The organism is Streptomyces longwoodensis, from assembly GCF_001514125.1.
In the GTDB taxonomy this organism is placed as follows: Bacteria; Actinomycetota; Actinomycetes; order Streptomycetales; family Streptomycetaceae; genus Streptomyces; species Streptomyces longwoodensis.
In genome coordinates this window covers 1,024,193-1,047,612 of the sequence record NZ_KQ948549.1, presented here as the reverse complement: position 1 = coordinate 1,047,612, position 23,420 = coordinate 1,024,193, and the positions used below count along the sequence as shown (strand labels likewise).

The following is a 23,420-nucleotide window of genomic DNA, read 5'->3' as shown; positions in this document are numbered from 1 at the left end:
CGTGGGAGGGGCCGGTGGAGGGGCCGGAGCCGCTCGGAAGGTGTTTCCTACGATCCGGAAGAGCAGCACGTGATCGCTCACCTCCAGGAAAGCTGCCGCCGGCCCGCCCCTCACCTCCGCAGCCCAACGGGCGGAAGGCTCGTGTGAGGGGCGGGCCGCCCGGCGCGTCAGCGGTCGCCGGTCGGGGCGTGCAGCACGCCGGCGGCGGCCGGGCCCGTCGGGGCCACGGGTGCCGCCTTGACGGCCTCAAGGCTTTCCCGGGCCGCCGCGACGACCGCGTCCGCGGTCAGGCCGAACTGCTCGTACAGGACGGTGTACGCGGCGCTGGCGCCGTAGTGGTCCAGGCCGACGGTCCGGCCGGCGTCGCCGACGAAGTCCCGCCAGCCCAGGGGGACGCCCGCCTCGACGCTGACCCGGGCGCGCACGGTGGGCGGCAGGACTTCTTCGCGGTAGGCCTGGTCCTGGGCGGCGAACCACTCCCAGCACGGCAGTGACACGACCCGCGTCGGGATGCCGTCGGCCTCCAGTGCCTCGCGGGCGGCGACCGCGATCTGCACCTCGGAGCCGGTGCCCATCAGGATGACCTCGGGGGTGCCGCCGGAGGCCTCGGCCAGGACGTAGCCGCCCTTGGCGACGCCCTCGGCCGACGCGAACCGGGTGCGGTCGAAGACGGGGAGGTTCTGCCGTGACAGCGCCAGCCCGGCCGGGCGGTCGTTGTGCTCGAGGATGGTGCGCCACGCCACCGCGGTCTCGTTGGCGTCGGCCGGGCGGACGAAGTCCAGGCCGGGGATGGCCCGCAGCGCCGCGTAGTGCTCGACGGGCTGGTGGGTGGGACCGTCCTCGCCCAGCCCGATGGAGTCGTGCGTCCACACGTAGGTGACCGGCAGCTGCATGAGCGCGGCCAGCCGCACCGCACCGCGCATGTAGTCGGAGAAGGTGAGGAACGTGCCCCCGTACACGCGGGTCCCGCCGTGCAGCGCGATGCCGTTCATGATCGCGCCCATGCCGTGCTCGCGGACGCCGAAGTGCAGCGTGCGCCCGTAGGGGCCGCCGGACCACATCTTGGTCTGCCGGTCCGTGGGCAGGAACGAGGCCTCCCCCTTGACCGCGGTGTTGTTGCTCTCCGCGAGGTCGGCCGAGCCGCCCCACAGTTCCGGCAGGACCGGGTACAGGGCGGTGAGGACCTCGCCGGAGGCCTTCCGGGTCGCCACACCCTTCGGGTCGGCGTCCCAGGTCGGCAGGGCCTCCGCCCAGCCCTGCGGCAGCCGGCGGGTGGACATCCGCTCCAGCAGGGCGGCGCCGTCGGGGTTGCCGGCCTGCCAGGCGTCGAAGCGCTGCTGCCACGCCGCGTGCGCCTGTGCGCCGCGCTCGGCGACCCGGCGGGCGTGGGTGAGGACCTCGGGGGCGACCTCGAACGTCTTGTCGGGGTCGAAGCCGAGGATCTCCTTGGTCGCCCGGACCTCGTCCTCGCCCAGCGCCGCCCCGTGGGCCGCGCCGGTGTTCTGCTTGTTGGGCGCGGGCCAGCCGATGATCGTGTGCAGCACGATCAGCGACGGGCGGCCGGTCTCCTCGCGGGCGGCGGCCAGGGCGCGGTCGACGGCGGCCAGGTCCTCGCCGTCGTCCACGTGCTGCACGTGCCAGCCGTAGGCCTCGTACCGCTTGCCGACGTCCTCGGTGAACGCGACGTCGGTGTCGTCCTCGATCGAGATGCGGTTGGCGTCGTAGACCAGGACCAGGTTGCCCAGTTCCTGGGTGCCGGCCAGCGACGACGCCTCGCCGCTGACGCCTTCCTCGAGGTCGCCGTCGGAGGCGAAGGCCCAGATGGTGTGGTCGAACACGCTCTCGCCCTCGGGGGCGGACGGGTCCAGCAGGCCGCGCTCCCGGCGGGCCGCCATCGCCATGCCGACGGCGTTGCCGACACCCTGGCCCAGCGGGCCGGTCGTCGTCTCCACGCCCGGTGTGTGGTTGACCTCGGGGTGGCCCGGGGTCAGGGAACCCCAGGTGCGCAGCGCCTGCAGGTCGGAGAGCTCCAGGCCGTAGCCGGACAGGAAGAGCTGGATGTACAGGGTGAGGCTCGAGTGCCCCATCGACAGCACGAAGCGGTCACGGCCGACCCAGTTCGGATCGGCCGGGTCGTGGCGCAGCCACTTCTGGAACAGCAGGTAGGCCGTGGGAGCCATGCTCATCGCGGTGCCGGGATGGCCGTTGCCGGTCTTCTGCACGGCGTCCATCGCCAGCACCCGCACGGTGTCGATCGCGCGCCGGTCGAGATCACCCATCCCCTTGGGCAGGGTGGGGCGCGGCTGGAAGGGACTGCCGGTGGGCGCGTCGCTCGCAGCCTCGGCGGGCGCCTCGGGGCGGGTGCTCTCCGTTCCCGTGGCGGAGTCTTTGTCGTTGGTGGTCATCGGTCGCGGTGCTCCCTCGTGGGTGGGGGGGTGGGCGTTCGGGCTGCTCGGCCGAACCGGCGCGCGCCCGTTCGGGCTACGGGGCCGACCGGAGCGCGCCGCATCCGGCCGCCGGTCGGGCAGGTCAAGCGAGTGGGGTGTCGTCCAGCGCCTTGGCGAGGTCGCCGGGGGTGTCGTAGAGGGCGATGGCACCGGCTTCGCGCAGCTCGTCGTCCCCGAAGCCGCCGGAACGGACGACGATCGCCGGCATCCCCGCCCTCTTCGCCGCCTCGACGTCCCACACCGAGTCGCCGACCATCACACTCGGCGCACCGGACGGCGCGCCCAGCTTCTCCAGCGCCACCTGCAGCAGGTCCGGCGCCGGCTTGGACGCCTCGACGTCGGCGCTGGTGGTCCAGTCGTCGACGATGTCGCGGGCGTCCAGCACGTCCAGGAAGGCGTCCACGTGGCGCTGCTGGCCCGAGCTGGCCAGCACCAGGCGGTGACCTCGCTCCTTGACGGCCAGGAGCAGGTCGCGCGCCCCGGGCAACGGCGCCATCTCCTCCAGGAGCGCGTCGACCTCCTGGCCCTGCCGCTCCCGGGCCTGGTCGCCGACCCGGCGCTCCAGTTCCTCGCCGCCGACGGCGGTGACCATCTGGTCCCCGCCCATCCCGATGAGCCGGTGCAGCCGCCACACGGGGTAGGTCTCGCCCACCGAGCGCAGTGCCCGGTACCACGCGAGCGCATGGTGGTAATTGGAATCGATGAGCGTCCCGTCGATGTCCAGGACGGCGATGGCAGAGTCGGTCACGCCCACCGGCTACCCGCCAGCCCGGTACCCACACGAAGTCCGCGAGACCGACAAGGCGGACGCCGGCACGGTCCAGCTCCCCGGACACCGCCGCTCGGCGGACCGTGCGCCGTCCTGTGCTCCGGCTCGGCCACCGCCCCCTGCCCCCGAACTTCCTCGTCGGGCTGCCACCCGACCGGCTCACACCACCCTTGTTGCGCATAGTATGCAACAGCTTGTGATCATCAATAAGGGTGGGGAGCCATGACGGTTCGACGGATACGGACAGCCGCCGCCACGGCGGCGATACTCACGGGTGCCGCGGCGTGCTCGGCCCCCGGCAGCGGCACGGCGAGCGGCAACGGCGCCGGTTCCGTCGTGATCGGGGTGGCCTCCGAGCCGGACACGCTCAGCCCGCTGCTCGGCTACGGCAAGGACGGCAACTCGAAGATCTTCGACGGGCTGCTCGCCCGCGACGCCGGCATGGAGCTGGGACCGGCCCTGGCGAAGGCGCTGCCCGAGGTCACCGCCGACGGCCTGACCTACACGTTCACCCTGCGCGAGGGCGTGAGGTTCAGCGACGGCGAGCCGCTGACCCCCGCCGACGTCGTCTTCACGTACGACACGATCCTCGACGCGAAGACGAACAACGCCTACCGCAGCGAACTGGACGCCATCGCGGACGTGCGGGCGGACGGCGGCGACAAGGTGGTCTTCACGCTCAAGTACCCGTACGCGCCCTTCGCCGGGCGCACGGTGCTGCCCATCGTCCCCGAGCACGTCGCGGGCGGGCAGGACCCCAACACCGGCTCCTTCAACACCGAGCCGGTCGGCACCGGCCCCTACCTGCTCACCTCCTGGAGCAAGGGCGAGAAGCTCACCTTCAAGGCCAACCCCGGTTACTGGGGCGGCGCGCCGAAGGTCGGGAAGGTGACCATGGCGATCGTCAAGGACGACGACGTGCGGGCCACCCGGCTCCGCTCCGGCGACCTCGACGGTGCGGTCCTGCCGCCCAATCTCGCCGCCACCTTCGAGGACGACAGGTCGAAGAAGACGTACGACGCGACGACGTACGACTTCCGCGCGGTAACCCTCCCCCAGGCCGGCGCGGTCACCGGCGACCGCGCGGTCCGCCAGGCCCTGGACGCGGCCGTGGACCGGCAGGCCATGGTCGACGAGATCCTCGACGGCGCCGGGCGTCCGGCATACGGGCCGCTGCCCGTGGACGACCCGTGGTTCGCGCAGGGCATCCAGCGCGGGCAGGACCTCGCCGAGGCCCGGCGCATCCTGGACCGGGCCGGCTGGAGGAGCGGCGAGGGAGGCGTCCGCGCCAAGGACGGGCGGCGGGCGTCGTTCACCCTGCTCTACCCCTCCGGCGACAAGGTCCGCCAGGACCACGCCCTCGCGTACGCCTCCGACGCCGAGAAGGCCGGGATCGAGGTGAAGGTGGAGAGCGCCACCTGGGAGGTCATCGAGCCGCGGATGAAGACGGACGCGGTCCTGGCCGGCTCCGGCAGCAGCGGTGACCCCGACTACGGCCTCTACACCCTGCTGCACTCCTCCCTCGCCGGCGACGGCTTCAACAACATGGCGCGCTACGACGATCCGGTGGTGGACGAGGCGCTCGACACCGGCCGCCGCACCTCGGACGAGGCGACCCGCCAGGCCGCGTACGACGCCCTCCAGCGCGAGTTGGTGAAGAACCCCGGTTACACCTTCCTCACCCACATCGACCACGTGTACGTCCTCGCCGACCGCTGGCAGGCCCTGTCCACCCAGGTCGAACCGCACGAGCACGGCTTCTCCTCCGGCCCGTGGTGGAACCTCCAGGCCTGGCGGCCGAAGAAGTGACGAACTCCCTCCCCTGGGCGGCGATCGCCCGACTGGCCGGGCGACGGCTGCTGTTCGCCGCCCCGGTCCTGCTCGTCGTCACCTTCGGCGTCTTCGCGATCGCCGCCGCCTCCCCCTTCGACCCCGTCAAGGCGTACGCCGGCACGGCCGCCCTCGGCGCGGACGCGGAGACGCTGGCGCGGCTGCGGGAGAACCTGGGCGTGGACCAGCCGTTCACCTCGCGCTGGTGGCACTGGGTGACCGCGGCCGTCACGGGCGACCTCGGGCACTCCAGCGTGATGCGGCAGCCGGTCGGCCAGGTCATCGGCGAACGTCTCGCCTGGTCCACGCTGTTGTGCGCGGTCGCGTTCGCGGTGGCCGTGCTGGCGGGCACGGTCCTGGGCGTGCTGGCGGCCCGGCGCCCGGGATCGCCGCTCGACCGGGCCGTGACGTCGCTGGCCTACTCGCTGGAGGCGGCGCCCGTCTTCTGGCTGGCCCTGCTGGTCGTCTGGCTGTTCGCGCTCCACCTGGGCGCGCTTCCGGCCGGTGGTCTCACCGACACCGCGAGCGAGCAGGTCACCGTCGCCCAAGTCGCCCGTCACCTCGTGCTGCCGGCCGGAGTCCTCGCCGTCTCCCAACTGCCCTGGTTCATCCTGTACGTCCGCCAGGGCGTCGGTGACGCCCTCGCCGAGGACCCCGTACGCGGAGCCCGCGCACGGGGGGTGAGCGAGCGGACGGTCCTGCTCGGCCACGCCCTGCGCTCCGGCCTGCTGCCGGTCCTCACCCTGGTCGGCTCCCGGGTGCCCGAGCTCATCACCGGAGCACTGCTGGTGGAGAGCGTCTTCAGCTGGCCCGGCATCGCGGCGGCCACCGTCCAGGCGGCCACCGCCGTCGACTTCCCGCTGCTCGCCGCCCTCACCACGCTCGCCACCGCCGCGGTGCTCGTCGGCAACCTCCTCGCCGACCTCCTCTACGGCCTGTTCGACCCGAGGGTGACGTTCGATGACATGTGAACCCGTGACCACGGCCGAACCCGCCTGGCGGTCCCACGGCACCGAGCGCCGCTCCACCCGGGCGGTACGCGTCCGCGTCTGCGTCGTCCTGGTGGCGGCGACCGTGCTGGCCGTGCTCCTCGTCCCGCCCCTGGTGCGGCTCGACCAGCAGGCCGTCGACCTGTCCGCCAAACTGCTGCCGCCGAGCTGGTCGCACCCCTTCGGCACCGACGACCTCGGCCGCGACCTCCTCCTGCGCTGCGTCTACGGCCTGCGCGTGTCCCTGCTGGTCGGGGTCGCCGCCGCCCTCACGGCAACCGTGATCGGCACCGCCGTAGGGGCGACCGCCGGAGCGCTGGGCGGCTGGGCCGACCGGGCTCTCATGCGGGTCGTCGACACGTTCTCCTCCGTGCCGCACCTGCTGATGGGCATCTTCATCGTGGCCGTGTTCCGGCCCGGGGTGTGGCCGGTGATCGTGTCCGTCGCGCTCACCCACTGGCTGTCCACCGCCCGGATCGTGCGCGCCGAGGTGCTGTCCCTGCGCGCCCGCCCGTACATCGACGCCGCCGTCTCCGGTGGCGCGTCCCGGTGGCGGGTGACGGTACGGCACCTGCTGCCCGCCGTCCTGCCGCAGGCCGCGCTGGCCGCCGTCCTGATGGTGCCGCACGCCATGTGGCACGAATCGGCGCTGTCCTTCCTCGGGCTCGGCCTGCCCACCCACCTGGCCAGCCTCGGCAACCTCATCCAGGCCGCGCGGGGACCGCTGCTCGCCGGGCAGTGGTGGCCGACCCTCTTCCCGGGCCTGTTCATCATCGTCCCCACCCTCGCCGTCGCCGGGCTCGCCGGCGCCTGGCGGGAACGGATCAACCCGCGCCGCCGATCGGAGCTGATGCTGTGACCGACGATGCTGTGACCGAGAACGAAACGGTCCTGTCGGTACGGGGGTTGTCCGTGCGCTTCCTGATGCCGGGCGGCCGGCGGATCGCCGCCGTCACCGACGCGCACTTCGACGTGGCGGCCGGCGAGTGCCTCGCCCTGATCGGCGAGAGCGGCTGCGGCAAGTCGGTCCTCGCCTCCGCCCTGCTCGGTCTGCTGCCCGCCAACGCCCGGACGGCGGGCGAGGCCCGGCTCGGCGACCTGGACCTGCTGGCCGCCGACGAACGGACACTGGCCCGGACGGTACGGGGCCGCCTGATCGGCCTCGTCCCGCAGAGCCCCGCCGCACACCTCACGCCCGTGCGCACGGTCCGCTCCCACCTGCGGGAAACCGTGGCCGCGTTGACCGGCACACGAGGACGGGCGGCCCTGCGTGCGGCGGTCGAGGCAGCCGCCGCACGCGCCGCCTTCCCCGCCGATCACCTGGACCGCCACCCGCACCAGCTCTCCGGCGGCCTCGCCCAGCGCGCCGCCACCGCCCTCGCCCTCGTCGGCGACGCGCCCCTGCTGCTGGCCGACGAACCCACGACCGGCCTCGACCGCGACCTGGTCGACCACACCGTGGACGAACTGCGCCGCCACGTCGACACCGGCCGCCGGAGCCTGCTCGTGATCACCCACGACCTGGCCGCCGCCGAGCGCATCGCCGACCGGGTGGCCGTGATGTACGCGGGCCGGATCGTCGAACTCGCCGACGCGAAGGCCTTCTTCGGCACACCGGGCCCCCGCCACCCCTACAGCCGGGGGCTCCTGCAGGCCCTCCCCGACCGCGCCTTCGCTCCGATACCCGGCATGCCACCGGAACTCGGCAGCCTCCCCGAAGGCTGCGCCTTCGCCCCCCGCTGCGACCGGGCCACCGACGCCTGCACCGCCCTCCCCCCGCTCGCCGACGGCATCGCCTGCCACCACCCGCGCCTCCCGGAGGACCTCCGTGCTTGAACTGCGCGACATCACCGCCGGATACGACCCGGCCGCACCCGTCGTACGCCACGCCACCCTGGCCCTCGCCCCCGGCGAGAGCGTCGGATTGCTGGGACCCAGCGGCTGCGGCAAGTCCACCCTCGCCCGGGTCGCCGCCCTGCTGCACCGCCCCGACGCCGGAACCGTGACCCTCGACGGCACCCCCGTACGCGGCTGGCGCCACCGCGCGCCCCACGCCCAGCGCACCGCCATCGGCGTGGTCTTCCAGCAGCCCCGCCTCTCCGCCGACCCGCGGCTACGGCTCAGCGACCTGATCGCAGAGCCGTTGCGCGCCACGAGACGCCGGGACGAGATCCCCGAGCGCCTGGCCGAACTGACCCCGGCCGTCGGCCTCACACCCGACCTCCTGGACCGCCGGCCCCACGAGGTCAGTGACGGCCAGCTCCAACGCGCCTGCCTCGCCCGCGCCCTCGTCCTGCGGCCGCGCTGGCTCGTGTGCGACGAGATGACCGCCATGCTGGACGCCTCCACCACCGCCGCCCTGGTGGCAGCCGTCGAGGACTACCGCGCCGCCACGGGCGCCGGACTGCTCGCCGTCGGCCACGACCACGTGCTCCTGCACCGCTGGTGCGCGCGCACCCTCCACTGGAGCGACCTCATCACGACGCAGGACCCAGAACCCGTGTGGCTCCCGGCGGAAGTCGGCCTCCAGTAAGGGGCACAGGACGCGCCGATCAGGCGTCAACGCACCGGGCGGAGACGGTCCAGCTCATCCTCGATCGCCCTGCGCAGGGGGTCGTGCTGCGGGCCGAGGGCGAACTGCTGGCCCCTGGGCAGGTCCGACAGTCTCTCCACCGTCGGGTCGTCCACCAGGAGCACCGAGTAGCCCGGCAGGAACTGCACGTCGCCGATCACGGCGAACCCCGCGTCCAGGCGGCGCAGCACAGCCGGGTTCTCACCTCGCAGAGCACTGCCGATCCGGTCCATCCGCCAGTCACCGACCATGGCCCGAACCTACCTGGCCGGAGGGGCGTTGATCATCAGCTTGGGTCAGTCGGGGAATCCGGCGTGGGGTGTTCGACACGGCAGATCAAGGAGTCGCCCACCACGTCGGCGACGATCGTGTCGCCGGGGCCGGCTTCGTCGGCCAGGAGCAGGGAGGCGATGCGGTTGTCGAGTTCGGCCTGGATGGTGCGGCGCAGCGGGCGGGCGCCGAACTCCGGCTGGTGGCCGTGCGCGACGAGCAGTTTCTTCGCCGCGTCGGTGACCTCCAGCTCTAGGCCCTGGGCGCGCACCCGGCGCCGGCTGCCGTCCAGCAGCAGGTCCACGATGCGGTCGAGGTCGGCCTCGGTGAGGGCGTGGAAGACGACGATGTCGTCGATGCGGTTGAGGAACTCCGGCAGGAACCGGCCGCGCAGGTCCTGCATCAGTTCGTCCTTGATGGCGCCGACGTCGCCGTGGTGGGCGAGGATGCGCTGGGCGCCGATGTTGGAGGTCATGACGACGACCGTGTTGCGGAAGTCGACCGTGCGGCCCTGGGCATCGGTGAGCCGCCCGTCGTCGAGGACCTGCAGCAGGGTGTTGAAGACGTCCGGGTGGGCCTTCTCCACCTCGTCGAACAGCAGCACGCTGTAGGGCTGGCGGCGTACCTTCTCGGTGAGCTGGCCGGCCTCCTCGTGGCCGACGTATCCGGGCGGGGCGCCCACGAGCCGGGAGACGGTGTGCTTCTCCTGGAACTCGCTCATGTCGAAGCGCACCAGCCGGTTGTCGTCGCCGAAGAGCAGCTCGGCGAGCGCCTTGGCCAGTTCGGTCTTGCCGACACCGGTCGGTCCGAGGAACAGGAAGGAGCCGACGGGCCGGTTGGGATCACCCATGCCGGCCCGGTTGCGGCGTACCGCCTGCGCGATGGCGGTGACCGCCTCGTCCTGGCCGACGACCCGCGAGTGCAGGGCGTCCTCCAGTTTCAGCAGACGCTCCTTCTCGGTCTCCGTCAGCTGCGCCACCGGGATGCCGGTGCGCCGGGAGAGGACCTCGGCGATGTCGGCGGCGGTGACCTCCATGACGCCCTCGCGGCGTTCCGCGACGCCGGCGATCTCCGCCTCCACGTCGGCGATGCGGTCCTTGAGTTCGGCGGCCTTCTCGAAGTCCTCGCCGGCGACGGCTTGGTCCTTCTCCCGGTTCAGCTTGGCCAACCGGTCCTGGCGCTCGGTGACCTCGGTGGACCTGCCCAGCGAACGCAGCCGCACCCGCGCCCCGGCCTGGTCGAGCAGGTCGATCGCCTTGTCGGGCAGGAAGCGGTCGGTGACGTACCGGTCGGACAGCACGGCCGCGGCCGCGAGGGCCTCGTCGGTGTAGCGGACCTGGTGGTGGGCCTCGTAGGAGTCGCGCAGGCCCTCCAGGATCTGCACGGTCTCCTCGATGCTCGGCTCGGGAACCATCACCGGCTGGAAACGGCGCTCGAGCGCGGCGTCCTTCTCCACGTAGCGCCGGTACTCGTCCAGCGTCGTGGCGCCGACCACGTGCAGCTCGCCGCGGGCGAGGGCGGGCTTGAGGATGTTCCCGGCGTCCATGGAGCCCTCGCCGGTGGCGCCCGCGCCGACGACGGTGTGCAGCTCGTCGACGAACAGGATCGTCGACTCCGAGGCGGACTTCACTTCGTCGATCACGTTCTTCAACCGCTCCTCGAACTGCCCGCGGTACTGGGCGCCGGCGACCAGTCCGGTCAGGTCCAGAGCGACGACCCGCTTGTCCTCCAGTGTCTTCGGTACGTCTCCCGCGACGATCCGCTGCGCGAGGCCCTCGACGATCGCGGTCTTGCCGACGCCCGGCTCGCCGATGAGGACGGGATTGTTCTTCGAACGGCGCGACAGGATCTCCACGGTCTGCTCGATCTCCTCGGCGCGGCCCACGACCGGGTCGAGCCGGCCCGCCTTGGCCTCCTCGGTGAGGTCGCGGCCGTACTCGTCGAGGGTGGGTGTCGCGCTCGCCGGGCGGCCCTCGGTCCCCTCGGAACGGGCTGTGCCGTCGGCGGCGCGGCGCAGCCCGTCCAGCTCGGCTCCGGAGCGGCTGAGCACCTTGGTGCCCGCGGCATCCGGCGTGTCCAGCAGCGCACCGAGGATGTGCTCCGGGCCGATGTACGACACGCCGGTCGCCTGGGAGCGGGCATGGGCGCGCAGCAGCACCCGCTTGGCCGCCGGGGTCAGACCGGGCTGTGCCGAAGGAGTGCTGCTCTCGCCGGGCAGGACCGCGGCGATCTCCCCGGCCAGGTCGTCCGGGTCGACACCGGCCTGGGCGAGGAGGCCGCGGGCCGGTTCGACCTGGGTGCAGGCCCAGAGCAGGTGCTCGGTGTCCAGGTCGGTGCTGCCCTCATCGGCGGCCTTCCGGGTGGCCTGGTTGATCAGGTCCTGCGCGGACTCGGACAGCAACCGGCCGATGGGCACGCGCTGCACCTGCGGCGGGGAGGCACCCGGGGACATGCCCAGGAAGCGGTTGAGGATATCCGAGAAGGGGTCCTGGCCTCCGAAGGAGGCGCCGAAGGGGGACATCGTCATAGTGGCCGTCCGGGGCACGGGAGAAGGAGACGCAGACCCATGCGAACGGGCCGGCGCCGGCCTCCCGTCCGCCGGGCGCCGCACCACGCGCGTCTGTGGCCTGCCTGCCGTTACCCAGTCGACCAGCACCGACCCGGCCTCGCAACGCGAGAAGGGCGGTGCCGCAGCTGGTGCATCCCCCGCACCCACTCGTGGCGAAGCAGAAGGGGGCAGCGCTCATACCGTCCCGGGTATCACCAGCCCCGACTCGTACGCCACTATCACCAGCTGCGCCCGGTCGCGTGCGCCCAACTTGCCCATGATCCGGCTGACATGGGTCTTCGCGGTGAGCGGGCTGAGCCCCAGCGCTTCGGCGATCTCGGTGTTGTTGCACCCGCGCGCGACCAGGGTGAGCACCTGCCGCTCCCGCTCGGACAGCCCGTCCGGGCCGCCCAGTGCCGACATCAACGTGTCGGGGGCGCGCAGGAATCGGGCGATGAGCCGCGAGGTGGGGCCTGGCGAGAGCAGGGAGTCCCCGGCGGCCACGGTCCGGATGGCGTCGAGGAGTTCGGCCGGCCGGATGTCCTTGACCAGGAAGCCGGACGCCCCGGCCCGCAGCGCGTCGACGATGTGCTCGTCGGTGTCGTACGTCGTCAGGACGAGCACCTTCACGCCCACCAGGTCCTCGTCGGCGGCGATGAGCCGGGTCGCCTGGATGCCGTCCAGGTCGGGCATGCGGATGTCCATCACGACGAGGTCGGCCCTCGCGGAACGGGCGAGGTCCACGGCCTCCCGCCCGGTGCCCGCCTCGCCGACGACCTCCATGTCCCCGGCGGACGCGACGAGCATCGCGAACGAGGCCCGTACCAGGGTCTGGTCGTCGGCGAGCAGGACGCGGATGGGCATCGGGGCCGTCACGAGGGTTCCTCCCGGGGCAGCGGCAGCTCGGCGATCACTTCGTAGCCCACGGTGGGACCCGGGCCGGCGTCCAGTGTGCCGCCCACGCTACGGGCCCGCTCCTGCATCCCGACGAGCCCGAACCCCGGCGTGCCGCCGACGGCTCCCTGCCCGTGCCCGACCCCGTTGCGCACCGCGCCGCTCACCCGGTGGCCCGTCCCCGGCCCCGTCCCGTCGTCGGCGACGGTCACCCGCAGGGTCCCCTCCGCCACCCGCAGTCCCACCCGGACGGTCAGGTCGTCGCGGCCCCCGTGGCGTACGGCGTTGGTGAGCGCCTCCTGCACGATCCGGTAGGCGGCGGCACCCACCGAGGGCGGTACGCCGTCCGCGTGGACGGACAGTTCGACCTCGGCCCCGGCCACCCTGGCCGCCTCCGCGAGCGCGCCCAGCCCGTCGAGCCCGGGCAGCGGCCCGCGCCCGTCCGGGGAGCCGAGACCGGAGCCGGAACTCGACCCGGAGCCGGGGTCGGCCACCCACTCCCGTTCCCCTTCGACACTCTCGCTCACCTCGTTCGCCCGCAGCACCTCCAGCGTCGTACGCAACTCGCCCCGGGCCGTCCGGCAGGTCTCCGCGATGTCGTCGAGCGCCTGGGCGACCGCCTCGCGGTCGAGCCGGTCCGGATCCGCGGTGAGGACGTGGGCCGCCACGGACGTCCGCACACCGATCAGGGTGATGCTGTGCGCGAGCAGGTCGTGCAGGTCGCGGGCGATCCGCAGCCGCTCCTCGGCGACCCGGCGCCGCGCCTCCTCCTCGCGGGTCCGTTCGGCCCGCTCGGCCCGCTCGACGATGGAGGCGACGTACTGGCGGTAGAGACGGGCGTCGACGCCGACGAACAGGACCGCGATGACCCAGCCGGAGATCCGCAGGAGCTCCAGTGCCCCGTCGGGGTTGGTGAAGCTGTTGATGATCAGTGTCGGGCCGAGGACGAGGACAGCGGTGAGCAGCGAGCGGCGTACCGTGCCGGTCGCCGCGACCGTGTAGAGCGCCAGGAGGGTCGCGGGGATCGGTACGGCGTGGTTGTAGTCGAGGACGTGGTACGGGGTGACGCAGGCCGCCACCGCGAACAGTACGAGCAGCGGACGGCTGCGCCGCCACACGAGCGGCACATGGGCGCCCGCCAGCAGGGTCCAGCCGCGCGGACCGAGCGGGAGTCCGTCGTCGACGAGCAACGCGAGGACGACGGCCAGCACGGCGACACCCACGGTGAGGAACGCGTCGTTGCGGGTGCGGTGCGGCGCGGTGAGCGGGTCCCGGTTGACGACCGCCATGACGCGTTCGATGCGTCGGGGCCGCGCGTCACCCCGTACGACGGTGGTTTTCAGGTCCCCTGCGGCTGAGTTCGCTCCCCGATCGTGCACGGCTCCATCTTCCGTCATGGGGGTGTCCCTTCGGCAGGAGGCCGGAGGGACACCCGGTCGGCTGTGGTGAGGTGAGCCCGGTCGGTCAGGGCGTGCCGACCTGTTCCGGCTGCCGCGGCGGCTCGGTCGGTTCGGACGGCCCGGCGCCGCGCGCGGGTTCGCGGGAGAGGCCGCCCGGCCACCACATCTTCCGGCGCAGGGCGACGCTGGCACTGGTCACCAGGTACGTCCGTACGAGGAAGGTGTCGAGGAGTACGCCGACGGCGATCACGAAGCCGAGTTCGACGAGTTGCACGAGCCCCATGTTCATCAGCACGGCGAAGGTCGCGGCGAGGACCAGGCCGGCCGAGGCGATGACGGCGCCCGTGCTGCGCAGGGCGGTGAGCGCGGCGGCGGCCGGTTCCGCGCCGGCCAGGGACTCCTCGCGCATCCGGTGCATGAGGAAGATGCCGTAGTCGACGCCGAGGGCGACGAGGAACACGAAGGACAGCAGCCCGAGCCCCGGATCGGTTCCCTTCAGGCCGAGGACCGGCCCGAAGACCAGCCCGCCGATCCCGAGGGCGGCGCCCCAGACCGCGACCACGGCGGCCACCAGGACGAGCGGCGCGACGAGACTGCGCAGCAGGACGAACAGGATGAGCAGCACCGAGACGAGGACCAGGGGTACGACGATCTTGATGTCCCGGCTGTTGGTGTCCTCCAGGTCGATCTGCTCGGCGCTGTCCCCGCCGACGTACGAGCCCTTCAGTTGGCTGCGCAGGGACTTGATGGTGGCGGTCTCTCCCGCCGACTGGGGTGTGTCCTTCGCGATGACGGAGACCTCGGCCCAGCCGTCCGCGGTACGGCCCTTCTCGGCGCTCTCGACTCCCCGGGTGCCCCGGATCGTCGCGAGGGTCCGGTCGACGCGGTCCGCGGGGGTGATCACGTCGATGGGCTGGGTGCCGCGCTCGGGGTAGGCCCGGGCGAGGGTCTCCATGGCGGTGACGGACTCCGGCTTGGTGACGAAGGAGTCCTCCTGCTTGACCGGTCCCGGCAGGTTGAGCGTGCCGAGGGCGAGGGCGCCGAGCAGGACGGCTCCGGTCGCGAGCACGGTCAGCGGCCTGCGTCCGGCGGAGTCGCCCATCGCGGCGAAGAGGCTCCGCCGCTGTGCGGGCTCGCTGCCGTAGGCCGGTACGAGCGGCCAGAAGACCCGCCGCCCGAGCAGGACGAGGACGGCGGGGAGCAGGGTCAGCATCGCGATCAGCGCGCACAGCACACCGACCGTGCCGAGCGGGCCCATGCCGCGGCTGCTGTTGAGATCGGCGGCGAGCAGGCACAGCAGGCCGGCGGCGACGGTGCCGGAGGAGGCGAGCACGGCGGGCCCGCAGCCGCGCAGGGCGGCGACCATGGCCTCGTACGGGCGCTCGATGCGCCGCAGTTCCTCCCGGTAGCGGGAGACGAGGAGCAGTGCGTAGTCGGTGCCCGCGCCGAACACGAGGATCGTCATCACGCCGGAGCTCTGGCCCGTGACGGTGGTACCGAAGGCCTGGTTGAGCCCGTACGCGACCCCCATGGACAGGTAGTCGGCGATGCCGGCGACGACGAGCGGCACGAGCCACAGCACCGGGCTGCGGTAGATCAGGATCAGCAGGAGGGCGACGACGGCGACGGTGGTGTAGAGCAGCGGCCCGCCGAGTGAGTCGTAGACCTTCCCGGCGTCGGTGCCGAGCGCTCCGGTGCCGCCCACCTCGACGCTCAGCCCGTCCTGGCCGCGGGCGATGCCCCGGACGTCCTCGACGAGCGCGTCCCGCAGCTTCTCGTCGTGCCCGGGCTCGTTGCTGACGACGGGGTACATGAGCGTCGTACCGTCGTCGGACGGAATCCCCTCGGGCGCCCCGCCGACCAGCTCGTGCGCTGCGGCGACCTTCCCGACCTGCCCGGCCGCCACCCGCCGGTCCTCGGCGCTCAGCCCGCCGTCCCGGTGGTACACGATCACCATCTCGGTGCTCTCGCCCCCGGGCAAGGCGTCCTGTATCCGGGCCACTTGGGTCGAGTCGGCGCTGGAGGGCAGGTAGTCGGTGGCCCGGTCGTGCTGCACGTCGGCGAGCTTCGCCGCGAACGGGCCGACCAGGGCGAGCACGGCCACCCAGAGCCCGAGCAGCGCCCAGGGCACGGCCCGCCTGCGTCCCACGCCCTTCGTGGGTGTCTTCCCGACCGTCATGAGCAGTTCTCCCTCACTACGACGACTTCCGTTTCAGCTGTCAGCCTTCCGGCAGGGGGAAGGCTTCGCGTCGGACGGGAGGGGGAGCCCGCGGGTACTGCCTGGGGTGGCGGGGGGTGCGAATTACTCCCGCGGGAGTAAGGGGAGGCGCGGGTGCGTGTTCGCCTGGGGGTAGGGGGCTGGTCGCGCAGTTCCCCGCGCCCCTGAAAAACGCGGCTGCGCCAGTTCTTCGCCTCCGTGGCCTTCGGGTTTTTCCAACTGCTCGCCGGGGCCTGAGCAGCGGCGTAGCGCCCTCGTCAGGTCTGGGGCGGCGTCACCGGCGGCACCGGCGGTACCGCGCCGCGCGCCCGCAGGTCGGCGGCGCCGCCCGCGCCGAGCACCCCGGTGGACCGCTCCAACTCCTCGGCCGGCAGCGCCGACAACGACCGCCGTGCCACCGCCGACACCACCAGCGGCAGCACCGGACGCAGCGGCTGCACCAGGCGCAGCCACGGAGGCGCGTAGACACTGACCGCGCGCCGCTCCACCCCGCGCACCAGCCATCCGGCGACCTGCTCGGGACTGTGCACGCGCCGGGCGGGCGCGGGCTGGTGGGACCGCAGGGCCCGCAGCACCGGATGCTCGTCGAGGGCCGCGATCATGTCGGTGCCGGTCCAGTGCAGGTACGCGATGCCCACCCCCACGCCCGTCGGACGCACCTCGGTGCGCAGGGCCTGGGCGAACGACTCGACGCCCGCCTTCGACGCGCAGTAGGCGCTCATCAGCGGCGCCGAACCGAACGCGGCGGTGGACGCGACCTGGAGGAAATACCCGCCGGTGCGGACGAGTTGGGGGAGGAAGACGCGGGCGGTGTTCGCGCTCCCGATCAGGTTGACCTCGACCACCCGGTCGAACAGTGACGCCTCGCACGTGGCGAACGGGCCCGCGGCGGCGATCCCCGCGTTGGCGACCACCACCGAGGCGGGCCCCAGCCGTGCGCCGACGCTGAGGGCCGCGCCCTGGAGCGCCGCCTCGTCGGTGACGTCGACCTCGAAGCAGTGCGCCTCGGTCGGCAGCCCGTCCGCGACCCGGCGCAACGAGTCGAGTTCCCGGCCCAGCAGTGCCACCCGCATGCCCCGCAGGGCCAGCCGGCGTGCCACCGCCGCTCCCACGCCGCGCGCCGCCCCGGTGACCACCGCGACCCGCGCGTACGGTCCGCCCTCCGCCATGACCGCCTCCCGGCCCACCCTTACGACCCGCGCCGCACCGCGCACCCGGCCAGTCGACCACGCCCCTGCCCGGTCCGCCCGCCACCGCGAGCCGCAAGGGTGACGGAGGGGGAGCCGCTTCGGTCGGGGCGGGGAGTTCACGACCAGGCCATCTCCCCGTGTCGGGAGACGAAGCGTCCGGTGCCCGCACCGGGGGGCTCCGTGGCGAGGGACACGATCGCGTCCGTGCCCTCCGTGACCGTCTGGGGGCCGCTGTGGCCGTTGAGGTCGGTCGCGGTGTAGCCGGGGTCGGCGGCGTTGACGCGGACGTCCTCGAGCGCCTTGGCGTACTGGGTGGTCAGCATCGTCAGGGCGGCCTTGGACGAGGTGTACAGCGGGGCGACGACGCGTGACTCGGGACGGTCGGGGTCGTGGGTGAGGGCAAGGGAGCCCATGCCGCTGCTGACGTTGATGATCACGGGGTCGTCCGAGCGCCGCAGCAGCGGCAGGAAGGCGGTCGTCGTACGGATGACACCGATGAGGTTGACGTCGAGGACGGCGAGGGCGTCGGCGGCCGTGAGGCCGCTCGGGTCACCCAGGGGGCCGTGCACGCCGGCGTTGTTGATCAGGACGTCGATCCTGCCCTCGTGTGCGGCCACGTCCGCCACGGCGGCCGCCACGGACGCGTCGTCGGTGACGTCGAGGGGGACGTGGCGGGCGCCGAGGGCTGCGGCGGCCTCCTGGCCCAGTTCGGGGTCGCGGGCCCCCAGCAGCACGGTGTGGCCGTGCTCGATCAGGCGGCGGGCCGTCTCGCGGCCGAGTCCCTTGTTGGCTCCGGTGATGAAGGTGATCGTCATGCCGTCCATCCTGGGCCCGGCCGGGAGGGCGTGGCCAGGGACGCCGCGACGGTAGGAAGAGCCGTACCACCTTCACGACGACGCGCGCCGCCCCCGATGCGGGAGCATGGAAGACATGCCGACGACACCCGGAACCGGACTGGGCACCATGATCCGCACCTGGCGCGACCGGCTGCCCCCGTCCGCCGCCGGACTGCCCGTGGGCCGGGGGCGCCGGGCGACCGGGCTCCGGCGCGAGGAACTCGCCGAACTGGCCGGGATGTCGGTCGACTACGTCGTCCGCCTGGAACAGGGGCGGGCCACGACCCCCTCCCCGTCGGTGGTGGCCGCCCTGGCACGCGCCCTGCACCTGTCCAGCGCCGAGCGCGACCACCTGTACCGGCTAGCCCGCCTGGCACCACCCGCGCCCGGTGTCATCCACGACCACCTCCCGCCCGGCGTGCAACGGGTGCTCACCCGTCTCGCGGACGTGCCGGTCGCCGTGTTCGCGGCGGACTGGCAGTTGCTGTGGTGGAACCGCGGCTGGGCCGCCCTGCTGGGCGACCCCTCCCCCGCACCGCCCCGGCGGCGCAACTTCGCCCGCGACCGCTTCCCCGTGGACGGCAGCCCTCCCTGCCTCGCGCTGTGGCCGGTCACCGAGACGGACCAGGAGGCCACCGACGTCGCCGTGGTCTCCGACCTGCGCCGCGCCACCGGTCGTTTCCCGCAGGACGAGCGCCTCGCGAGGCTCGTCCGCGAACTCCTCGCGGGCAACGAGCGGTTCGCCGCCCTGTGGGCGACCGGCGAGGTGGCCGCCCACCGCGAGGACCACAAGAGCATCGACCACCCGGCGGTGGGCCCGGTCGAGGTCGACTGCGACGTGCTGACCGACGGCGACTCCGACCTCAAGATCGTCATCCTGACCGCCGCGCCGGGCAGCGAGGACGAGAGCAAGATCCAGCTCGCCACCGTCACCGGCCCACCGGCCACCACGCCGGCCTGAGCGCGCGGCCGCCATGCAGGGCTGGGCGCGCCCAGCCACCGCGCCCGCCCGAGCGCGCCGGCGCATCGACGCCCCGGCTGACGGCGAGCCAGACACCCGCGAGGCGCCGGTGGGGGCCCGGCGACCTGAGTGCGAGGACGACGGCCGCCGGGCTCCGACCTCCGGCCCCGGTCACCGCGGAGAGTCAGCGGCCCCACAACGTCCGCCGACGCTCCGGGCACCGCGAGGCGTCACGCAGGCGCCGTCACCTTCTGCTGACCGAGCCAGTCGGCGAAGGTCTGGGTGCCACGGAGGCCCGGCCCGGTGGGCAGCAGGCCGCCGGAGCTCATGCCGCCGGGGAAGTACATGGGCAGCACCGGCCGCCGCCGCGCGCCCCCCGCGGCGATCAGGGCCCGGGCCATGTCGACCAGCGACTCGACCCGCGGGCCGGCCAGTTCGCCCGCCATGCCCTGCGGCTGCCCCACCACGAGGTCGGCCAGGGCCTCGCCCACCTCCCGTACGGCGATGGGCTGGACGGGTGCCTTCGGCACCGCCGCGATCGGCCCGGGCACACCGCTCAGCACCTGCCCCGCGAACTCGTGGAACTGCGTCGCCCGCAGGATCGTCCACGGCACCGCCCCGCCCCTGGCGATCTCCTCCTGGCGCAGCTTGCCCGCGTAGTAGGGGTTCCTGACCCGGTCGACGCCCACGATCGACAGCGTCACCAGGTGCCGTACCCCGGCCCGCTCGGCCGCCGCGACGAGGTTGCGTCCCGCCCGGTCGAAGAAGTCGACCGCCACCTTCTTGCGCATCGTGGTGACGTTGGCGACGTCGACGACGCCCTCCGCCCCGGCGAGCGCGGCCTCCAGCCCCGTCCCGTCGAGCAGGTCCACCCCCTTGGCACGCGACAGCACCACCGGCTCGTGGCCGCGGGCGCGCAGCGCCTCCACGACGTAGCGCCCGGCCACTCCGGTACCACCGGCAACCGCGATCTTCATGTCCACTCCCATCCGCTAGGCGCTGTACGCAATGAGGACAGCGGGGCGGTTCCGATCGTGACATCCGGGGGCGTGATCCGCCTCACAGGAGGGTTGCGCCTGCCGTGCACGGATCGGGCCTCGTGCGGAACGGTCGTCCGGAGACCGGGGATCACCGACGATCAGAGCCCTGCCGCAGGTGCGGGGGCCGGGCACAGGGGTAACCGGGGGCCATGTTCTTCTTCAGCAACCGTGTCGGCTGCCTCGGTTCCCTGCTCATCAGCGCAGTGGCGACGATCGTCCTGTTCCTGCTGCTCAACCGCTGAGCACGCCCGGCGAGCGCGCGCGGCCCCGGGGCGACGGCAGCACCGGCGAGAGCCGGGCCGCCGAACGGGTGAACGCCGCCGGATGCGCGGCCACGGCGCCGTTCAGGCCGGCGCGTCCGTCGGCCGGTCCAGCCACTCCGCCAGCAGGGCGCGCTCGGCGCCGGTGAGCATCGGCAGCTCCGGTACGACGGCCCGGAACGCGACGGCCGCGGCAGCGGTGTCGTTCGCGTCCACGGCCGGTACGTCGGTGAGGACCGCCCGGGTGACCGCGTCGTACATCGCGTCGGCGAGGCCGAGGTCACGCCGCTCGGGCGGCATGGCGAGCAGGGCGAGCACGGCGCCGGTCCCGGCGGCGTGGATCAACTCCACCGCGCGCCGTTCGGGCACGCGCAGGCGTCCGGCGGTGGCGAGGCGGTGCACACGGGCGCGCAGGACGTCCAGGCCGGCGACCGTGGCCGGTGAGCGCAGCGCGCGCTCGGGGTCCGCGAGGAGGCCGAACACCGCCGGGTTGGTGAGACCGAATCCGATGTGCGTGTCCCACCCGGCCCGCAGGTCCGCCACCGGGTCGCCGTGCTCGGAGCGCTTCCCTGCGACGTAGGTCGCCAGGACGTGCTCGGCGACCGAGTCGAGCAGCCCGTCCTTGTCCCCGAAGAGCCGGTAGATGGCGGGCGCCTGCACGCCCGCGGCCTGGGCGACCGCCCGGGTGGTGACCCCGGCGGGGCCGTGTTCACGCAGGAGGCGCGCGGCGACTTCCACGAGGTTCGTCCGCGTCGCGGACCGGCCGTCCAGGGGCTTGGCGGTGTCTGTCACGGTCCGACGATAACGCATCCCCGCTATCGTCGTTATTAACAGCGATACCGTTGCGACGATAACGGTGATACCGTCGATGGTGACGGCAACCCAGCCATGGAGGTACAGCATGTTCGTCATCACCGGCGCCACCGGTCAGCTCGGCTCCCGGATCGTCCGCCGACTCCTCACCCAGGTGCCGCCGGAGCAGCTCGTCGCCTGTGTGCGCGATCCCGAGCGAGCGGCCGGCCTCCTCGCCGAGGGCGTGGACGTGCGGCGCGGCGACTTCACCGATCCGGCCTCGCTCGCGGAGGCGTTCAAGGGCGCCTCGCAGGTCCTCGTCGTCTCCGTCAACGACAGCGGTGACGGGGCGGTCGCCCAGCACAGGGCCGCGATCGACGCGGCCCGCGCGGCCGGTGCCGAGCGGATCCTCTACACCAGCCACCAGGGCGCCGACGCCGACTCGCTCTTCGCGCCCATGCCCGACCACGCGGCCACGGAGCGGTACCTGACCACCACCGGCGCGCCGTTCACGTCGCTGCGCAACGGCTTCTACGCCGCCACCGTCCCGCTCCTCCTGGGCGGGGCGCTGGAGACCGGCGAGCTGCGGGCGCCGGCCGACGGGCCCGTGTCCTGGACCACGCACGACGACCTCGCCGAGGCGGCCGCCGTCCTGCTCGCCGACGAGGGCCGGTACGAGGGCCCGACCCCGCCCCTGACCGCGGCACGGGCGTACGACCTGGACGACGTCGCCGGCATACTCACCCGGATCGGTGGACGCACGGTCCGCCGCGTGGTCGTGGAGGACGAGGACTGGGCGGCCGGGCTCGTCGGGCACGGCATGCCCGCCGAACAGGCCGACCTGCTCCTCGGCATGTTCCACGCCTCCCGGCGCGGCGAGTTCGCGACCACGGGGAGTGCGCTGGAGGACCTTCTCGGTCGTCCGGCCACGATCCTCCCCGCGTTCCTGGAGGGAGTCGTCCCGGCCGCCCGCTGAGACGAGGAGCGGTGGGTCACGCCGAGCGGGACCGCGAGGGGAAGCCGGATGCGGGCCGGCGACCTGTGTGTGTCGGCCGGCGACCTGTGCGGCCATCGGTCGGATGTCGGTGACCGGTCGGTGCTGTCGGTACGACGTCGGCGATGTGTCGACCGGACCTGGAACCTTCTCCAGCAGAACGGCCGGGACCCCACCCGGCCTGCTCGCGAAGGCGCGGAAGCTGACGCAGACGCAGCCGCGGACGCAACCGCAGCCGCTCGCGAAGGCGACGACGGAGACAAGGACCCACCATGACCACCGACATCACCATCATCGGCGCCGGGCTCGCGGGGCTGACCTTCGCCCGCGTGCTCCACGTCCACGGCATCCCCGCGACGGTCCACGAGGCGGAGGCCTCGGCCGGAGCCCGTTCGCAGGGAGGCATGCTCGACATCCACGAGGACAACGGGCAGCCGGCCCTGGAGGCGGCCGGGCTGACGGACGCGTTCCGTGGCCTCGTCCTGGAGGGGCGCCAGGCCATACGCGTCCTCGACCCCGACGGGACGGTCCTGTTCGACCGGGCCGACGACGGCACGGGCGGCCGACCCGAGGTGCAGCGCGGCGAGCTGCGGCAGCTCCTGCTCGACTCGCTCCCGCCGGGCACGGTCCGGTGGGGGCACAAGGTCAGCGGGGTCCGTTCCCTGGGCGGGGGACGCCACGAGGTGGCCTTCACCGACGGCACGTCGGTCGACACCGGGCTGCTGGTCGGCGCGGACGGGGCGTGGTCGCGCGTCCGGCCGCTGCTGACCGACGCCCGGCCCGAGTACACCGGCAGGTCGTTCGTCGAGACCTACCTGTTCGACAGCGACACCCGGCACCCGGCCGCCTCGAAGGCGGTCGGCGGCGGGTCGATGTTCGCGCTCGCGCCCGGCCGGGGCATCCAGGCGCACCGGGAGAAGGGCGACACGCTGCACACGTACGTGGCGCTCACCCGGCCGCGGGACTGGTTCGACGCGATCGACTTCAGCGGCCCCGAGGCCGACGCCGGCAGCGCCGCGGCGCGGGTCGCGCGGGAGTTCGACGGGTGGGCGCCGGAGCTCACCGCGCTGCTGACCGACAGCGACTCCGGGCCGGTGCTCCGCCCCCTGTACGCCCTGCCGGCCGGGCTCAGCTGGGACCGGGTGCCGGGGGTGACCCTGGTGGGCGACGCCGCCCACCTCGCCGCCCCGAACGGCGAGGGCGCCAACCTCGCGCTGTACGACGGCGCCGAACTCGGCCTGGCCCTCGCCGCGCACCCGGACGACGTCGAGGCCGCCTTGACCGCGTACGAGCGGGCCATGTTCCCCCGCGGGGCGCGGGCCGCCGAGGAGGGCGCGCAGCTGCACGACCTCCTCTTCGGAGAGGACACGCCCCACGGGCTGGTGACCGCGTTCGCGGACCACTAGGGGG

18 protein-coding genes and 1 pseudogene are annotated in these 23,420 nt (G+C 73.4%); 8 read left to right on the top strand and 11 right to left on the bottom strand.

Annotated elements, in window-relative coordinates; genetic code table 11:
- Positions 1-167: 167 nt before the first annotated feature.
- On the bottom strand, positions 168-2,405 hold the full coding sequence (gene tkt / locus AQJ30_RS04820; protein WP_067228755.1) for a transketolase: 2,238 nt from the start codon (positions 2,403-2,405) through the stop codon (positions 168-170).
- Positions 2,406-2,529: 124 nt separating this feature from the next.
- Complete coding sequence (locus tag AQJ30_RS04815) at positions 2,530-3,195, bottom strand: HAD family hydrolase (protein ID WP_067229066.1); 666 nt, start codon at positions 3,193-3,195, stop codon at positions 2,530-2,532.
- Between the two features lie 243 nt (positions 3,196-3,438).
- On the opposite strand from AQJ30_RS04815, the gene AQJ30_RS04810 reads away from it, so the two are divergent.
- The 5 genes from AQJ30_RS04810 (at position 3,439) to AQJ30_RS04790 (ending at position 8,568) form a co-directional block, all read left to right on the top strand.
- Positions 3,439-5,025, top strand: a complete 1,587-nt coding sequence (locus AQJ30_RS04810; RefSeq protein ID WP_067228754.1) for an ABC transporter substrate-binding protein — start codon at positions 3,439-3,441, stop codon at positions 5,023-5,025.
- Between the two features lie 23 nt (positions 5,026-5,048).
- Positions 5,049-6,017, top strand: a complete 969-nt coding sequence (locus AQJ30_RS04805) for an ABC transporter permease (RefSeq protein WP_067229063.1) — start codon at positions 5,049-5,051, stop codon at positions 6,015-6,017.
- Complete coding sequence (locus tag AQJ30_RS04800; RefSeq protein WP_067228752.1) at positions 6,007-6,894, top strand: ABC transporter permease; 888 nt, start codon at positions 6,007-6,009, stop codon at positions 6,892-6,894. Before AQJ30_RS04805 ends, AQJ30_RS04800 begins: the two co-directional genes overlap by 11 nt.
- A 65-nt stretch (positions 6,895-6,959) precedes the next feature.
- Positions 6,960-7,871 carry an ABC transporter ATP-binding protein gene (locus AQJ30_RS04795; RefSeq protein WP_067229061.1) on the top strand — a complete coding sequence of 304 codons (912 nt, stop codon included), beginning with the start codon at positions 6,960-6,962 and terminating at the stop codon, positions 7,869-7,871.
- Entirely contained in the window at positions 7,864-8,568 is a 705-nt protein-coding gene (locus tag AQJ30_RS04790) for an ABC transporter ATP-binding protein (protein WP_067228751.1), read from the top strand. Before AQJ30_RS04795 ends, AQJ30_RS04790 begins: the two co-directional genes overlap by 8 nt.
- Before the next feature lie 109 nt (positions 8,569-8,677).
- On the opposite strand, the pseudogene AQJ30_RS04785 reads toward AQJ30_RS04790, so the two are convergent.
- From AQJ30_RS04785 to AQJ30_RS04755, 7 genes and pseudogenes are all read right to left on the bottom strand, one after another.
- A pseudogene (locus AQJ30_RS04785) lies at positions 8,678-8,858 on the bottom strand (diadenosine tetraphosphate hydrolase); the annotation flags it as partial.
- A gap of 35 nt (positions 8,859-8,893) precedes the next feature.
- The gene (locus tag AQJ30_RS04780) at positions 8,894-11,404 is read right to left on the bottom strand and encodes an ATP-dependent Clp protease ATP-binding subunit (RefSeq protein WP_067228747.1); all 2,511 of its coding nucleotides are present in this window, start codon (positions 11,402-11,404) and stop codon (positions 8,894-8,896) included.
- 216 nt (positions 11,405-11,620) lie between these two features.
- Positions 11,621-12,289, bottom strand: coding sequence for a response regulator transcription factor (locus AQJ30_RS04775; protein ID WP_067229058.1), 669 nt, complete (start codon positions 12,287-12,289; stop codon positions 11,621-11,623).
- An 8-nt stretch (positions 12,290-12,297) separates the two neighbouring features.
- On the bottom strand, positions 12,298-13,608 hold the full coding sequence (locus AQJ30_RS04770; protein WP_067228746.1) for a sensor histidine kinase: 1,311 nt from the start codon (positions 13,606-13,608) through the stop codon (positions 12,298-12,300).
- Positions 13,609-13,783: 175 nt separating this feature from the next.
- A complete protein-coding gene (locus tag AQJ30_RS04765; protein ID WP_067228744.1) occupies positions 13,784-15,898 on the bottom strand; it encodes an MMPL family transporter in 2,115 nt (704 codons plus the stop codon).
- A gap of 296 nt (positions 15,899-16,194) precedes the next feature.
- Positions 16,195-17,106, bottom strand: a complete 912-nt coding sequence (locus AQJ30_RS04760; protein WP_067228742.1) for an SDR family oxidoreductase — start codon at positions 17,104-17,106, stop codon at positions 16,195-16,197.
- Positions 17,107-17,243: 137 nt separating this feature from the next.
- The gene (locus AQJ30_RS04755; RefSeq protein ID WP_067228740.1) at positions 17,244-17,942 is read right to left on the bottom strand and encodes an SDR family NAD(P)-dependent oxidoreductase; all 699 of its coding nucleotides are present in this window, start codon (positions 17,940-17,942) and stop codon (positions 17,244-17,246) included.
- A gap of 106 nt (positions 17,943-18,048) precedes the next feature.
- Between AQJ30_RS04755 and AQJ30_RS04750 the strand changes: the two genes are divergently transcribed.
- On the top strand, positions 18,049-18,924 hold the full coding sequence (locus AQJ30_RS04750; protein ID WP_067228739.1) for a helix-turn-helix transcriptional regulator: 876 nt from the start codon (positions 18,049-18,051) through the stop codon (positions 18,922-18,924).
- Positions 18,925-19,154: 230 nt separating this feature from the next.
- Here AQJ30_RS04750 and AQJ30_RS04745 read toward each other — a convergent pair whose 3' ends face one another.
- Together AQJ30_RS04745 and AQJ30_RS04740 are read right to left on the bottom strand one after the other, a co-directional pair.
- On the bottom strand, positions 19,155-19,901 hold the full coding sequence (locus tag AQJ30_RS04745) for an SDR family oxidoreductase (RefSeq protein WP_067228737.1): 747 nt from the start codon (positions 19,899-19,901) through the stop codon (positions 19,155-19,157).
- A gap of 407 nt (positions 19,902-20,308) precedes the next feature.
- Positions 20,309-21,016 (bottom strand): TetR/AcrR family transcriptional regulator, encoded by a 708-nt coding sequence (locus AQJ30_RS04740; protein ID WP_245726799.1) that lies wholly within the window; start codon positions 21,014-21,016, stop codon positions 20,309-20,311.
- Positions 21,017-21,125: 109 nt separating this feature from the next.
- On the opposite strand from AQJ30_RS04740, the gene AQJ30_RS04735 reads away from it, so the two are divergent.
- Entirely contained in the window at positions 21,126-21,992 is an 867-nt protein-coding gene (locus tag AQJ30_RS04735) for an NAD(P)H-binding protein (RefSeq protein WP_067228734.1), read from the top strand.
- Between the two features lie 290 nt (positions 21,993-22,282).
- The gene (locus tag AQJ30_RS04730) at positions 22,283-23,416 is read left to right on the top strand and encodes an FAD-dependent oxidoreductase (protein ID WP_067228732.1); all 1,134 of its coding nucleotides are present in this window, start codon (positions 22,283-22,285) and stop codon (positions 23,414-23,416) included.
- Positions 23,417-23,420: the final 4 nt, after the last annotated feature.

Bases quoted from the DNA above. Each gene is read 5' to 3' on its own strand.
- tkt (WP_067228755.1), bottom strand. From the start codon at position 2,405: ATGACCACCAACGACAAAGACTCCGCCACGGGAACGGAGAGCACCCGC.
- AQJ30_RS04810 (WP_067228754.1), top strand. From the start codon at position 3,439: ATGACGGTTCGACGGATACGGACAGCCGCCGCCACGGCGGCGATACTC.
- AQJ30_RS04800 (WP_067228752.1), top strand. From the start codon at position 6,007: ATGACATGTGAACCCGTGACCACGGCCGAACCCGCCTGGCGGTCCCAC.
- AQJ30_RS04795 (WP_067229061.1), top strand. From the start codon at position 6,960: ATGCCGGGCGGCCGGCGGATCGCCGCCGTCACCGACGCGCACTTCGAC.
- AQJ30_RS04780 (WP_067228747.1), bottom strand. From the start codon at position 11,404: ATGACGATGTCCCCCTTCGGCGCCTCCTTCGGAGGCCAGGACCCCTTC.
- AQJ30_RS04775 (WP_067229058.1), bottom strand. From the start codon at position 12,289: ATGCCCATCCGCGTCCTGCTCGCCGACGACCAGACCCTGGTACGGGCC.
- AQJ30_RS04770 (WP_067228746.1), bottom strand. From the start codon at position 13,608: ATGGCGGTCGTCAACCGGGACCCGCTCACCGCGCCGCACCGCACCCGC.
- AQJ30_RS04765 (WP_067228744.1), bottom strand. From the start codon at position 15,898: ATGACGGTCGGGAAGACACCCACGAAGGGCGTGGGACGCAGGCGGGCC.
- AQJ30_RS04760 (WP_067228742.1), bottom strand. From the start codon at position 17,106: ATGGCGGAGGGCGGACCGTACGCGCGGGTCGCGGTGGTCACCGGGGCG.
- AQJ30_RS04755 (WP_067228740.1), bottom strand. From the start codon at position 17,942: ATGACGATCACCTTCATCACCGGAGCCAACAAGGGACTCGGCCGCGAG.
- AQJ30_RS04750 (WP_067228739.1), top strand. From the start codon at position 18,049: ATGGAAGACATGCCGACGACACCCGGAACCGGACTGGGCACCATGATC.
- AQJ30_RS04745 (WP_067228737.1), bottom strand. From the start codon at position 19,901: ATGAAGATCGCGGTTGCCGGTGGTACCGGAGTGGCCGGGCGCTACGTC.
- AQJ30_RS04735 (WP_067228734.1), top strand. From the start codon at position 21,126: ATGTTCGTCATCACCGGCGCCACCGGTCAGCTCGGCTCCCGGATCGTC.
- AQJ30_RS04730 (WP_067228732.1), top strand. From the start codon at position 22,283: ATGACCACCGACATCACCATCATCGGCGCCGGGCTCGCGGGGCTGACC.